This window comes from Streptomyces toyocaensis (assembly GCF_000725125.1).
GTDB classification, from domain to species: domain Bacteria; phylum Actinomycetota; class Actinomycetes; order Streptomycetales; family Streptomycetaceae; genus Streptomyces; species Streptomyces toyocaensis.
On record NZ_JFCB01000035.1, the window covers coordinates 50,538 to 63,294 of the forward strand.

The 12,757-nt window shown below is 70.5% G+C and carries 9 protein-coding genes and 2 CRISPR repeat arrays; all 9 genes read right to left on the reverse strand.

All coding sequences use genetic code 11. The features are described 5' to 3' along the window. Positions 1 to 48: 48 nt before the first annotated feature. The 9 genes from BU52_RS28230 to BU52_RS28270 all read right to left on the reverse strand — a co-directional run bounded on the left by BU52_RS28230 (position 49) and on the right by BU52_RS28270 (position 11,473). A complete protein-coding gene (locus tag BU52_RS28230) occupies positions 49 to 915 on the reverse strand; it encodes a hypothetical protein (protein WP_235216442.1) in 867 nt (288 codons plus the stop codon). A 296-nt stretch (positions 916 to 1,211) separates the two neighbouring features. Next, a CRISPR array of direct repeats spans positions 1,212 to 1,972; the repeat unit is 29 nt; unit sequence GGGACCATCCCCGCGGGTGCGGGGAGCAG. A 92-nt stretch (positions 1,973 to 2,064) separates the two neighbouring features. Further along, positions 2,065 to 2,427 (reverse strand): type I-E CRISPR-associated endoribonuclease Cas2e, encoded by a 363-nt coding sequence (gene cas2e / locus BU52_RS28235; RefSeq protein ID WP_037939716.1) that lies wholly within the window; start codon positions 2,425 to 2,427, stop codon positions 2,065 to 2,067. Next, positions 2,424 to 3,395: a type I-E CRISPR-associated endonuclease Cas1e gene (cas1e, locus tag BU52_RS28240; RefSeq protein ID WP_037939717.1), complete on the reverse strand. Its 972-nt coding sequence runs from the start codon at positions 3,393 to 3,395 to the stop codon at positions 2,424 to 2,426. Before cas1e ends, cas2e begins: the two co-directional genes overlap by 4 nt. Continuing rightward, on the reverse strand, positions 3,392 to 4,189 hold the full coding sequence (gene cas6e / locus BU52_RS28245; RefSeq protein ID WP_037939718.1) for a type I-E CRISPR-associated protein Cas6/Cse3/CasE: 798 nt from the start codon (positions 4,187 to 4,189) through the stop codon (positions 3,392 to 3,394). Before cas6e ends, cas1e begins: the two co-directional genes overlap by 4 nt. Next, on the reverse strand, positions 4,189 to 4,932 hold the full coding sequence (gene cas5e, locus BU52_RS28250; protein WP_037939719.1) for a type I-E CRISPR-associated protein Cas5/CasD: 744 nt from the start codon (positions 4,930 to 4,932) through the stop codon (positions 4,189 to 4,191). The genes cas6e and cas5e overlap by 1 nt, the downstream gene beginning before the upstream one ends. Continuing rightward, entirely contained in the window at positions 4,929 to 6,125 is a 1,197-nt protein-coding gene (gene cas7e / locus BU52_RS28255; RefSeq protein WP_037939721.1) for a type I-E CRISPR-associated protein Cas7/Cse4/CasC, read from the reverse strand. Before cas7e ends, cas5e begins: the two co-directional genes overlap by 4 nt. Further along, positions 6,122 to 6,802, reverse strand: coding sequence for a type I-E CRISPR-associated protein Cse2/CasB (gene casB / locus BU52_RS28260; RefSeq protein ID WP_037939724.1), 681 nt, complete (start codon positions 6,800 to 6,802; stop codon positions 6,122 to 6,124). The genes cas7e and casB overlap by 4 nt, the downstream gene beginning before the upstream one ends. Further along, positions 6,799 to 8,562 carry a type I-E CRISPR-associated protein Cse1/CasA gene (gene casA / locus BU52_RS28265; protein ID WP_037939727.1) on the reverse strand — a complete coding sequence of 588 codons (1,764 nt, stop codon included), beginning with the start codon at positions 8,560 to 8,562 and terminating at the stop codon, positions 6,799 to 6,801. The genes casB and casA overlap by 4 nt, the downstream gene beginning before the upstream one ends. Beyond that, positions 8,546 to 11,473 carry a CRISPR-associated helicase/endonuclease Cas3 gene (locus BU52_RS28270; protein ID WP_051858662.1) on the reverse strand — a complete coding sequence of 976 codons (2,928 nt, stop codon included), beginning with the start codon at positions 11,471 to 11,473 and terminating at the stop codon, positions 8,546 to 8,548. The genes casA and BU52_RS28270 overlap by 17 nt, the downstream gene beginning before the upstream one ends. 221 nt (positions 11,474 to 11,694) lie before the next feature. Continuing rightward, a CRISPR array of direct repeats spans positions 11,695 to 12,699; the repeat unit is 29 nt; unit sequence CTGCTCCCCGCACCCGCGGGGATGGTCCC. Positions 12,700 to 12,757 lie beyond the last annotated feature (58 nt).

The following is a 12,757-nucleotide window of genomic DNA, read 5'->3' on the forward strand; positions in this document are numbered from 1 at the left end:
TTGCCCCACCAGCCGCCGCCCGGAGTGATGACGGCCCGGTCCACCGAGTCAGGAGGGCCGGCGGATCCCGTCGCCGGACGACGTGCGGGCGAACCAGGTCCGCGTCTCCTCTGCGGTCAGGACGCGGGTCAGCTCGACCGTGCCCGGGAGATGCGGGAAGAACCGGTCGGCGTTCCAACTGCGCCGATATGTCGGCTCGTCGAGCACCAGTACGCGGCGTCCCCCCACCACGGGGATGTCGTCGGGCAGCCCTTCGTTCCAGATCCGCTCGCCGTCCGCAGCAAGGAGCTCGAAGGCCCCGGTCGCGACAGTCTGGGTGCGTCCCCGGGCGGGCTCGGGGTCCATGGCCAGCCGGACGCTCTCCGCCGAAGGCATTGTCCCGGGCACGTAGCCGCCGCCGACGAGGACGTGGGCGAGCAGCGTGTGCAACTGGAAGTTGTCCCCGATACCGCCTATGCGTACCTCGAACCCGGTCCCTGTGGGCTTGTGCAGTACCACAAGGGGCTCGTCGTCCAGAACCGCCAGCGCGTAGGCCAGGCATTTCAGGTCGTGCCGCCCGAGGGCCGCCAGGTCGCGGCAGGCGGGGAGGATCGCGGATGCGTGCCGACGGCGTACCTCGGCGCTGCGGCACAGCACGGCCAGCGCGGGCGGCTGCCACTCCTCGACCGAGCACCAGGCCAGCGCCAGCCGCGTGGCCTCGTACACGTCGCCGCCGAGACGGGCCAGCAGCGCGTCGTCAATGATCTCTTCGTTCGGCCTCGGAAGTTCGTCCTCGGCCGCGCCGGTGGCAGTCCAGCGGTGGGCGAACTCCCGGGCGTCGAGCAGGTCCCGGTGGACGCCGTCGAGGATCGGCTCGGCGCAGGCCGCCGGATCCGCCCCGCGCTCGACGCAGAAGCCGGCCGCCATCGCCAGCATCGGCCGCGGACCCGTGGGTGGGAAGGCGGGGAGCAAGGCCGCCAACCGGGGACCTGCCACAACGCGTTCAGTATCCGACGCCGACTGCACACCCTTGATTACGGCGTTGAAGGCCCGCCCGGTGCGATCGCCATCGCGAGCGGCAACCGCCTCCTCCAGCTCGGACACGATGGCGGCGAGGCCCGAAGGCTCTCGCTTCCTCTTGAAGATCACCGGCACACCTTAGGCTCCAGGTCTGGCCGACGTCATCAGGCCAGGACCGTTCCTATCTCCTGGATGGTCCCGTCGATGTCGATGGGACCATCCCCGCGGGTGCGGGGAGCAGTTCGGCGGGATTCCCGCCCGCTTCCACGGCTCGGGACCATCCCCGCGGGTGCGGGGAGCAGACCGTGCGGCTGGAAGACCCCGAGCGTGAGGAGGGACCATCCCCGCGGGTGCGGGGAGCAGTCGGCAACCGACCCGGTCCCGGGCGTGAACGCGGGGCCATCCCCGCGGGTGCGGGGAGCAGCTGGCCAATGGATCAAACGGGGCGGTCTCCCCGGGACCATCCCCGCGGGTGCGGGGAGCAGTTTTCTCCTGACTCGGGAGTTAGTTTTCACCCGGGACCATCCCCGCGGGTGCGGGGAGCAGGAATCCCACCGGCCCGCCACCAGGGTGCAGCTGGGACCATCCCCGCGGGTGCGGGGAGCAGCGGCAGCGCTCGATGCTCACGTTCTTGCACGCGGGACCATCCCCGCGGGTGCGGGGAGCAGTGAGCTGGGAACCGGCTTCGTGACACCTAGCGGGGACCATCCCCGCGGGTGCGGGGAGCAGAAGCCCTTTCCGAACGCGGCGAGCTGGGTCAGGGGACCATCCCCGCGGGTGCGGGGAGCAGCTACTCGGCGAATCTGAAGGAGGCGGTCAAGAGGGACCATCCCCGCGGGTGCGGGGAGCAGTTGCCGGAAGTGGGTGCGACCTGCGGTGATCCGGGACCATCCCCGCGGGTGCGGGGAGCAGTCGGTGGTGCGGGCCCTGCCCCGTTTCCACTGGGGACCATCCCCGCGGGTGCGGGGAGCAGACTGGATGACCTGCGGTTTTAGTCGGGCCAGCAGCGGTTTGCGAGTACTTTCTCTGATCCCGGCATATGGGGTGTAAGGGGCTTCATGTGCATCAGCCTCTGCCGAAGCGTCGGCGTTTTGCAGCCCTGCTCCAGCCAGAGGGGGGACTCTGTTGGAGAGCAGGCCCGGGGGAGGGCGCGTTCGGGTCGGGGCGGCGGATCAGGGTGACGCCCTCGTGGTCGGTGGGGTGCCAGGCGTGGTCGTGGGTGCGGAAGGTGAAGCCCTGTTCGTTGTTCGTGGTGTGGGCCAGCAACGCGCGGCCCTGCCCTGCGTACTGCTGGACCTCTTCCCAGAGCACGTCGCGAATGCGGGCCGAAGGGTTGCCCACGAACACGCCTGCGGAGATCTCCAGCAGCCAGCGTGTGAGGAAGCCTCGTAGGCCGGCGGGGCAGTTGGTGAGGACGATGACGGTCACCAGAGCTCGTCTCCGTAGTCCTCGTCGGGGCCGTCGTAGTTGACGCCGGAGGCGACCTGGTGACCGTGGTCGCTCTGCAGCGTGACCACGTCCCGGTCGCCGCCGGGGGCGGAGGAGTCGGCCGTCTCCGGCAGCAGGAGGCGCTTGATGTCATCGACGCACCGGTTCAGCAGGGATGTCTCGTTGATGCGGTCCCGCAGTGCGCGGCGGGTGCGGGAGCCGACGTCCTCCTCGTCCTGTGCGGCGACGTCGAAGGCGACCGGGATGCCGATCTCCGTCTTGTAGAGGTCGGCGATGTCCAGGACGAAGGACAGTTCGTGGCCGGAGTGGACGAAGCCGAGGGCCGGGCTGCATCCCAGGGAGGTGACGACGGCATGGGCGATGCCGTACATGCACTGGGCGGCGGCGGTGACGGCCTGGTTGACGGAGTCGCCCCTGGTGAAGTCGCCGGGAACGTAGCGGCGGCCCCGCCAGGAGACGCCTGTGCGGGCGGCCTCGGCTCGATAGCAGTCCTTGACGCGTCTCCCTTCGCGGCCGAGGAGCTCGTGCCGGGTGAGCCCGGCGGGGTCCTCGTCCGGGAAGCGCATCCGGTACATCGCACGTGCCACGGCGAGGCGGCTGCGGGGGTTGGCCCACTGGCGGGCCTGGGCCTCCATGAGCGCGGAGGAGCGGCTGAGGGCGCGGCCGGACGCGTAGTAGCGCACGCCGCGTTCACCGACCCAGCAGACGGCCGCGCCGGTCTCGCCGAGCACGCTCATGGCCTGGTGGGTGACGCGTGTGCCGGGGCCGAGGAGGAGGGTGCCGATGGTCGCCGACGGGATGTGGGTGGTGCCTTCCGCGTCCTGGGCCGTGATGGCGTTGGCGTCGCGGTGGACCGTGCAGCGTTCCAGGTAGACGAAGGAGAGGCGTTCGTCGGTGCGCGTGAGCTGCCGGGGCGTGAGCGCCGGGCGTCGGGAGACGGTGCTCATGGGGTGTGCCGGTCGGGCGGTGCTACCGGTGCTACCGGTGCCAGGGTGAGCAGGCCGCAGCCGTATGCTCTGGCCCGCCCGATGCCCTGAGTGAGGGTGCGGCGCAGCAGGTCGGAGTCGGTGACCTCCAGGCGTCCTTCGAAGGTGACGGTGACGACGGTGACCGGCTTGTCTCGGCGGCCGCCAGCTCCACGGGACTTGTCGAAGGAGAGGGACCGTGTGTCCCGTATGGCCAGCTCGTACCGGTCGCCGGGGTGGGGCCGCTTCTGGTGGGTGGTGCCCTCGGGCAGGAGCCGCCGGTCCGCGGGTTTCTCGCAGACGCGGAAGCCGCAGCGCTTTTGGCGTTCCTCGTCGAGCAGCCAGCCCATCTGGTGGACGGGTGTCAGGTGGGCGGTGAGTTTGCGGGGTTCGCCCTCCTTGCGGCGGACGGTGTGTACGGGGTTGGCGGTCAGGCGGAACGCCCAGTGCTCGCCGGTGGTCAGCCGGTCGAGGAGCGGGGCGTAGGGCCGGGTCTGCCAGCCGGGGTTCTCTGGGCCGGCGACGGCGGGCCATCCGGCCTGCTCGACCAGGTGGGTCAGGTCGGGACGGTCGGGGCTGACCACGTACAGCAGCACCTCGGCACGGGCCCGCTGGTCCAGGCGCCACAGCACGCGCGGGGCGTCGGGCGCCGGGCTGTCGGAGGGGAGGATGTGCGGGAAGGACGACATGACAGCCGCGTGCATGGCCTGGGGCGAGGACAGGAGGCGGCGGGCGCCGGGCCGCGCGGTGTTGACGCGGAAGCGGGAGAGGAACATCAGGCGCTCTCATTCTCCAGGGCGTCGAGGGCGGCGAACGGATCGTGTGCGTTCTGTGGGCCGCCGCCGCTCGACGGGATCGGAGTGGACACGGGGTCGGTGACGACGGTGCGCAGGGCGTGTCGCCGGTGGGCGGCGTCGAAGCTGACCGGCTGGTCACGCAGGACGTCCGCCGCTGCGGCTGACTCGTCGGCGGCCGTCTCGCGCAGCACGGTCAGGGCCTGCGGGGTCCGGTGTCGTCTGCGGTACCAGGCGGAGGCCTGCCAGGGCACGCTCGCCAGTACGTCCTCGAGGCGGGCGTCCTCGTACAGTCCGAGGTCGACCGGTTCGGAGGGCGGGCAGGAACGCCGGCCGAGGTAGGGCGGGTACACGGGGGTGCGCAGAGCGTCGCGCAGACCGGTGAGCAGGGCGTGATCGCCCTCGACGGTGGCGACGAAGACGGCGTCGGCGAGGTAGAACCGCTCGGACAGCGGCATGGACGCACCGGTGACGTCATGGTGGGCGGTGTGGAAGTCCCGGATGCGGGTGCCGGGCTGGTCCATGCGGACTGCGAACCGGAGTGCCGCCAGCGGGGCGAGGCGCCTGTCGTCACCGCGCTCGATGCCGGCCGCCGCAGCGAGCAGGCCGATGACGCCGCTCTTGGTCGGGGCCGATTCGGTGGTGCGGCGGGTGAAACGGGAGGAGGCCCCCCAGGACTGCAGGGGGCCTGCCAGGCGGAGGGCGAGCACGCTCGTGCGGCTCATGCGGGCTTCTCCAGGCGTTCCGCGACGGCCTGGCCGACCGCGGCGGCGAGTTCGCGCAGCGTGCCGGCCTCGGTGCCGAGATCGGCGAGCTTCTGCGTGGCAGGTCCGACACGAAGAACCCAGGTGAGGGTGGTCTCCGGGTCGCCGTAGGCGCGTTCGACGTCGGAGGCGTATGCGGCGAGCCGGTCGGCGGCCTCGCGCAGGTGCCCGCCGCCGTCGCTGCGGATCGGGTCCTCGAAGGCGGCGACGCAGCTGATCGGCCGGGTGGTGCGGAGCTTGACGACCACGGCATCGGGCTCGGTGTGGTGCCCGAAAGTGTTGATCTTCCCGGTGGGCAGGGAGGCGACGAAGGCCTGCACGAACGCCTCGACGGCGCGGCGTACCGGCTCGGTGCGCGGCTCGTCCTCGCGCAGGCCCTGGCCGAGGTTGGTGGCGAGCTGGTGCACGCCGAGGGCGGCGTAGCGGTAGAGAGTCGCGGAGTTGAAGTCGACGGTGCCGATCATCCCGGCGCCGGTCTCCTCGTCCGTGTTCTCGTCGTCGACGGCGGTGTAGTAGTCGGACTCGTTGTCGACCCGGTGGACGCTGAGCGCGTGCGCCACCTGCACGGCGGCATCGACGTTGATGTCGGCGACGTCGGCGACCATCCGGCCGAAGAGAGCGATGTCCACGGAGTGACGGGTGTCCGCGAGCTCCCTGGCCCGGGCCTTGTTCTCCTTGGTCTTCAGGAACGCCGTGATGTCGGCGGCACCGTCGAGAGCGAGGCGGGCCAGGCCGTCGAGCTGCCGGGAGCTGAGGAAGACCAGGTACTTGCTCTCTGGGGCGGGTGCGGGGCCGCCGTCCTTCTTCGCCTGGTCGGCCTTCCGCTTGGGCACCTCGGTCTTGAAGCCTGCGGCCTTGACCGTCTCGTCGGCGAGCTTGAGTGCCGTCTCCGGCTCGATGGAATCGTCGACCCCGGTGATCCGGTCGGCCAGTAGCTCCACGATCTTCTTGGTCCGCACGCCCAGCTCGGCGGGGTCGAGCAGGTGCTCGTCCTTGAAGTAGGTGCGGATGGCCCGCTTCCACGCCTGGCTGGAGACCCGGGCGCGGGGGACTCCCCCGTAGACGGCCGTCTTGGGCGCGCCCGTGTCGTCCCGGTTGAGATTGCTGGGCGGGACGGTCTGCAGGGCGTGCACGTCCAGGAAAATGCGGTTCACGAGGCGTCCTTGTCGGTGTCCGGGGTGGTGTTCTCGTCGGAGGCCGGCCGGGGCCGCCGCTGCTCGTGGAAGGAGCGGCCCCACCGGCGGCGGACGGCGGCGGGCCCGTCGGGCCATTGCCAGAGGTAGAGCTGGCCGGCGAGGAGGGCGTAGTCGAGCGGGATGTCCTCGCGGCGCAGCAGTGCGACGATGTCGCGCAACCGCTGGGTCAGGGCGACCAGGTCGGGGGCGGTACCCGCGCGCACCAGGCGCTTGCGGACGGGTTCGTCGACGCCGTCCGCCGGCATCAGGCGCCGGACCGCCGCGCCCAGGCCGCCCGGCCGCTCACGGGTATGCCGACGGTGCATGGGCGCGCCGCGGGACTGCTGGTGGAAGGCCCACAGGGTGAGGGCCGCGTGCAGCGCGTTCTCGGCACGCACCATCTCCTGCTCGCTCAGCAGCCGCGTTCCCGCCGTTGAGGCGTGGAGCGCATCGGTGTCGATCAGGTTCCACAGGTCGGGCGTCTCGCCCGCCTCACGGCCTGCGCCGCGGCGCAGGCGGGCCAGAGCGGCGACGGCTTGGGACCTGTCGTTGAGGTAGCCCTCCTGCCAGGAGCCGATGTGCGTGGCGGTGAGCTCCGCGACCCGCTGGTGGACCGGGACTGCGGCGGGCGGGGCTGATGCGGATGTGGATGTCATGCGTGCACCTCCGGGGCGGTCGCGGCGTCATCGGTGTCCGGCAGACCGGGCGGTCCCGGCGTGTGCGGACCGTCGACGGCGGGGGTGGCGTCTCCCACGTCGGGGCCCGGGGAGCCGGGAGAACCGGGGTCGCCCAGCGCTCTGGCCAGTCGTCCTCGGAACCACACATCGGCCAGGCCCGCGTTCAGCCAGTGGGTGCCGCCCTTGGTGTCGGTGTGAATCCGGCCCTCCCAGGCCGCATCACCCGCGGCTGCGATGAGGCGGTTGCCAAGGCGGCCCACCGTCTGCCGTACCTGGCGCTGCCACGTGTGCCGGTGTTCGAAGGGATCAACCGCCTTCGCCATGGCGGCCAGCCAGTCACGGTACGGATGGTCCAGCGCGTCGAACCCCTCGGCACGGGCCGCGGACTTCGGCCCCTCTTCCTCGGATCCGGTCGCTCGGGCCAGGTCGGCCGCGAGGTCACCCAGGGCCCGTACGGCCCGGTCGGCGTCCTCCGCCGCGGAGATGGCCTGTTGGGCGTAGGTGGGATCCTGCGCATGCAGCAGGACGACCGGCATCACCAAGCGGTCGTCGACGACCTCGTCGACCACGGACTGCTGGGTCCCGTACCTGACGCCCGCCACCCGGGCACGGACGAGGAAACGGCGGGAGAGGTGGCCTTCGGTCACCAGCCGGGCGACCCACTCGAGGATCCGCGGCCGCAGACGTGACGGCCCCTCGGTGCCGCCGCTTTCCTCCAGCCGGTCGGCAAGAAGCGCGGCGATGCCCCGCCAGGCCGAACGGGCCGGATCATGTTCCAGAGGCAGGTAGACGGGCGACTGCCCCAGCTTCTTCTCCTGAGCTGGGCTGCGTCGCCACGGAGTCATCGGCTCGAGGCGGTGCATGTTCCGAGAGACGAGCGGATCGCCGTAGCCGAGGACGACTCCGTGGACGCCGTCCGCGTCATGGTGCAGGCGCACCCGGCGTGACTGCCAGGTGTACAGGTCACGCAGACCGGTCGCGGAACGCCCGTCGGAGCCCGGACCGCAGGGCTCACGGCGCCAGGCCGGCCGGTCGTCGGGGGAGAAGCCGAGCTCCTCGGTGTCCGCCGCCACCAGGTTGAGCAGCAGTGTCTCGCGCAGCGTGTCGCCCTCCACGAAGATGCCACCCAGCCCGCCCGCCCAGCCGGTACCGAGCGGGTAAACCTTGCCGCCCTTGACCCGGTCGTCGTCGACCATGCCGGTCTTGATGCCGGAGGTGTCGTAAGCGTGGACGTGGACGATCCAGCGGGCGGCCTCGGCGAAGGTCAGCCGATCCACGTCCGGTAACCGCGTGCTGAAGAACGGTTCACCGGCAGGCACGTCGGCCACGATCCGGTTGAGGGAGAAGACCTCGTCCTTCGTCGTGCGCAGGATGGGGGTCTGGAGAAACGGCGTGGCCGGGCGGAGAAGGTCGAACCGCTCGCGGTGCTCCTCCAGGTAGGCCTGAACGGGGGCGAAGCAGTCGGGATCCTCCCACAGCTCCGCCCACTCGTCGATGTCGTCGGGGCCGTCCAGGGCGTCGTGCGCGACGGCCAGGAGGAGACGGACCAGGGCGAACTCCTGAGTGGCCAGATCACCCAGGACACGCCGCACATCGCTGGCCTGGGCGAAGACCTGGCTCAGCGACAGCTCATCCTGAGAGCCATCCTTCCGCAGCACCTGGATCCACGGCTGGCTGATCAGATCGAAAGACAGCACCTCGCCCGTATCGGCCCCAGGTAATTCAGTCGTCTGCGTCACGGGTCACCTCAAGACCGTCTTCAGGGCTGTACCGGAGCGAGAATCCTGCCAGCTGGGTCTGACAGTCCTCGTCGAGAGCGAGAATCAGCTGGTCGGACAACCAAGGGCTGTCCTTGCCCTGCCACTTGCGCAGATACAGCTGCTCCAGTTCCTCGATGGCCCGGTCCATGGTCTCGCCGGAGAACTGCAGGGGAAGCCGCAGTCCGCAGCTCGCGGCGGTACGGGCCGCGAACGACGCCGGCGTCGCGTCCTGTGGAAGCTCGACGCCGGCGCGTTGCCGATTTCGGCGGTCCGGCTTGAGCCATGGCAGGGTGGCGAGGCTGCCGTCACCGCGCCGCTGCACGACAACGACCTCCAGGCTGTCCCGGCTGTCCCGGACCTGAGCACGCCCGGTGGGGGTGTCGTCCGTGTCTCCGACCCCGGCGGCGACCCAGCCGAACAGCGGGCGCCCCGGTTTGCCGACGTCTCCCAGACGGAACACGGCAGCGCGCTCGGCCTGGTCGTCGCGGTGCCGCTCGAACTGCTCGGCAGCCTCCTTCATCACTTCTTGCCAGTCCTCCGGCCCGACCGGTCTTTCCCCATACGCGCACTGCACGAGCGGGCTGATGTCCGCCGGTAGCTGCACCGGCCGCTGTGCCTCGCCGTCGAGGTGGGGGCGGAGTACCGCGACCGATCGCAGCAGCGCGTACCGTCCGTACACCGCGACCGACCCCGGCACCGGGGCGGGGACGTCCGCCGTCCAGTCCACCCCCGTCACCAGGCAGCGCGCGGTCCGTAGTCGCGGAGGCCGCATCTCCTGGGCCTGCCCGCGTGGGTGCCGGTGCAGGCGCCCCATGCGCTGCAGCAGCAGGTCGACGGGGCACAGGTCGCTGACCAGCAGGTCGAAGTCGACGTCCAGGGACTGCTCGGCAACCTGGCTGGCCACCACGATGTGTCGGCCCGTGGGCCTGGCGTCCGTCTTCTCCGCGGGTCCGAAGAGGCGGAGCAGTGTGCTGTCCTTGTCTGCCCGGTCGAGATCGACGAAGTATGAGTGGGCGACGGTCACGTTCTCGGCGCCGAACCTGTCGCGCAGTGCCCGAGCTGTCGTCAGTACCCGCTTGACCGTGTTCCGGATCACCAGGGCGCACCCGCCCTCGGCCAGCTCGTTCTCCAGCCGGCTGGCGAGGACGTCCAGATCGTCCACGAGGGGCTCCACCAGCACGGTCGTCGATCGAGCCGATGCCCGTGGTCGGCGGACCAGTGGTTTTTCCCCTCCCGGAGGAACGGCCGTCACCAGCGGGTACGCGTCCGGCGTGCCCGTGTCGCACGAGGTGCCCGTACTGGCCTGGCCGGCGTAGGCCCCAAGGAGTTCACGCCTGCGGGAGGCCGGCAGGGTCGCGGACAGCACCACTACCGGCATCCGGTACGCACCCAGCCAGGAGAGCACCCGGTCCAGGTACACACTCATGTACGTGTCGTAGGCGTGCGCCTCGTCGATGACGACGACCTTCCCGGCCACTGCGAGGTGACGCAGTGCCAGGTGCCTGCTCTTCAGCCCGGCGAACAACAGTTGATCGATAGTGCCCGCGACGAACGAGGCCAGCATGGCCTTCTTGCGGCCTCGCAGCCAGGAATGTGCCACGAGCTCGGCACTGGCGCGGTGTCGTTCGTCCAATTTCTGCCTGAAGGCAGGCGCCGCTTCGTCCACGCCGACGGCCGTGACCCGTCCCGTGCGAGCCATCAGGCCGGTGAAGTCCTCGTTGAGAGCCGCTTTGGAGTGGGCCAGGTGCACCGAGTGGCGTGAGCCCACCACCCCCGGCAACCGGTTCAGCCAGTCGAGCAGGCGGGGGAACATGGCGTTGCCGGTGGCCATGGTGGGGAGGGCAAAGAACACCCCGCCCGCACCCGAGCGCGCCGCGAAGATCTCGGCAACGGCGAGCGCCGCCTCCGTTTTACCCTCGCCCATCGGGGCCTCGACGATCATCAGACCGGGCGTCTCCATGTCCCGGGCGAGTTCCACGGCCGCCTCCTGAACAGGGCGTACCTCCGCTCCCGCAGGTAGCTCGAAGCGGGAGGTGAACAGGCCCCGGGCACTTCCGTCCGGTTCTTCGGCCAGCCAGGGGGTTGGCAGGTCCAGCCCTCGCCAGGCTGCAGCGAGACGGTCCTGGTCGTTGTGGGCCGCACCCTCGGGAAAATACGGGAAGAGGTCCGGATTGCTGGCGATCCAGTCGGAGACGATGACCAGCGCGGTGAGAAGCACCTGCACTGGCTGCGGCAGCCTGACTGCCCGCCATCCATCCAGCCGTCCGGCCACGCCGAAATGCTCGGCGCAGGCATCCAGCAACTCGGTCTGCACCTGTCGCCAGACGCGGTTGCTCGCCCCAGGAGTGCGCAGCAACTCTTCATGCTGGTACAGGGCCTTGATCTGTCCGTGCTCGGGCGGCACTCCGTGATGCCCGCCCACAGCAACCGTGAACTGACCGGTCCGAGCAGACGCCCACCCGTGTCGTTCCTCCAGCCATTCCCCCAGCAGGACCTGCCCCGCCAGACCGTGCGGTGCGATCCGGCGATCCGGCCCCATCGCCCTCGCTGAGCGCATCTCCAGCCCGCGGTCGCGCATCGTGTCGGCGAGCTGATCCACCTGGCAGGCGAACGCCGGAGTGGCCTTGCCGATGTCATGCACTCCGGCGAGCCATACGGCGAGAGCACGTGCGTCCGGCTCGCCCTGCGGCAACGCCTCGGCGACCAGTCTCCGTACCCCCACGGGAAGCCACTGGTCCCATAACAGGCCGGCCACCGCGGCACTGTCCTCCATGTGCCGCCACAGCGGCAACCAACCGTCGCTGTCACGATCGTGCTTGGCCCACACGGACCGAGCCGACTCCCCGAGCCGACCCAACAGATCCGGACGAGCACTCCCCCCAACGCTCATGAGGGATTAGTACAGGGAAAGCTCGGCTCCGTAGGCGAATATGAGCAGATAGATCTGTTCGCAGAAAAACAGCATCCCCAAGACGTACGATGATCGGCTCGCCCTTGATCCGGTCAGAAGCATCCTGCGAGATCGAATACTGTTATATGTGCCATTTGTCGGAATCTGTAAAAGTTACTAAAAGCACGCGACAGCAGCAGTAAACATGCAGGTCAAACAGTCTGCTCCCCGCACCCGCGGGGATGGTCCGACGGTCAGACGGTCTACCTTGCTCTCGGGGAGCTGCTCCCCGCACCCGCGGGGATGGTCCCGGGGGCCGGCCACGGGGCGACTTTCCTACGGCCTGCTCCCCGCACCCGCGGGGATGGTCCCATGTCGCTCTCGTCGGCCGCCCGGCTCCTGATCTGCTCCCCGCACCCGCGGGGATGGTCCCGAACCAGCACCCCTCTACACATTGCACTGCCACTGCTCCCCGCACCCGCGGGGATGGTCCCACCGGCAACACCAGCGCCGGGGTCCAACTCCGCTGCTCCCCGCACCCGCGGGGATGGTCCCTGCACGCCGGGAGAACCCTGGAACGTGGCTGTCTGCTCCCCGCACCCGCGGGGATGGTCCCGGGCCGGCGCTGCGGGCGGAGGCGGGTGACGGCTGCTCCCCGCACCCGCGGGGATGGTCCCAGGTCCAGGTTCGTGACGGCGGCCAGGCCGTCCTGCTCCCCGCACCCGCGGGGATGGTCCCCACGACAACGTCCTCGAGACGAAGTACGGGAACTGCTCCCCGCACCCGCGGGGATGGTCCCCCCCGTAACGGGCGCCCCTACCGCCGCCTCGTCTGCTCCCCGCACCCGCGGGGATGGTCCCTGACCCCGCGTGAGCGCGGCCTGTTCCACGACCTGCTCCCCGCACCCGCGGGGATGGTCCCAGCTGCACCTCGCGGATGATGCGCAGCTCGGCCTGCTCCCCGCACCCGCGGGGATGGTCCCGGCAAGGGCGGGATCATCGAGGCCCGCGAGCTCTGCTCCCCGCACCCGCGGGGATGGTCCCTCGTACGGATTGAGCGTCTGCGTGGACGTCGACTGCTCCCCGCACCCGCGGGGATGGTCCCCTCAAGATCCTCATGGAGGCCCAGCGCAACCACTGCTCCCCGCACCCGCGGGGATGGTCCCGGGCCACGGCCGGACCGACGTAGCCGCCCACGCTGCTCCCCGCACCCGCGGGGATGGTCCCCACCTGAGGCGCGTTGCCCAGGAACCGGCGCTCTGCTCCCCGCACCCGCGGGGATGGT

Coding starts and splice junctions, on each gene's coding strand:
- BU52_RS28230 (WP_235216442.1), bottom strand. CDS start 915: ATGCTGGCGATGGCGGCCGGCTTCTGCGTCGAGCGCGGGGCGGATCCG.
- cas1e (WP_037939717.1), bottom strand. CDS start 3,395: ATGAGCACCGTCTCCCGACGCCCGGCGCTCACGCCCCGGCAGCTCACG.
- cas6e (WP_037939718.1), bottom strand. CDS start 4,189: ATGTTCCTCTCCCGCTTCCGCGTCAACACCGCGCGGCCCGGCGCCCGC.
- cas5e (WP_037939719.1), bottom strand. CDS start 4,932: ATGAGCCGCACGAGCGTGCTCGCCCTCCGCCTGGCAGGCCCCCTGCAG.
- casB (WP_037939724.1), bottom strand. CDS start 6,802: ATGACATCCACATCCGCATCAGCCCCGCCCGCCGCAGTCCCGGTCCAC.
- BU52_RS28270 (WP_051858662.1), bottom strand. CDS start 11,473: ATGAGCGTTGGGGGGAGTGCTCGTCCGGATCTGTTGGGTCGGCTCGGG.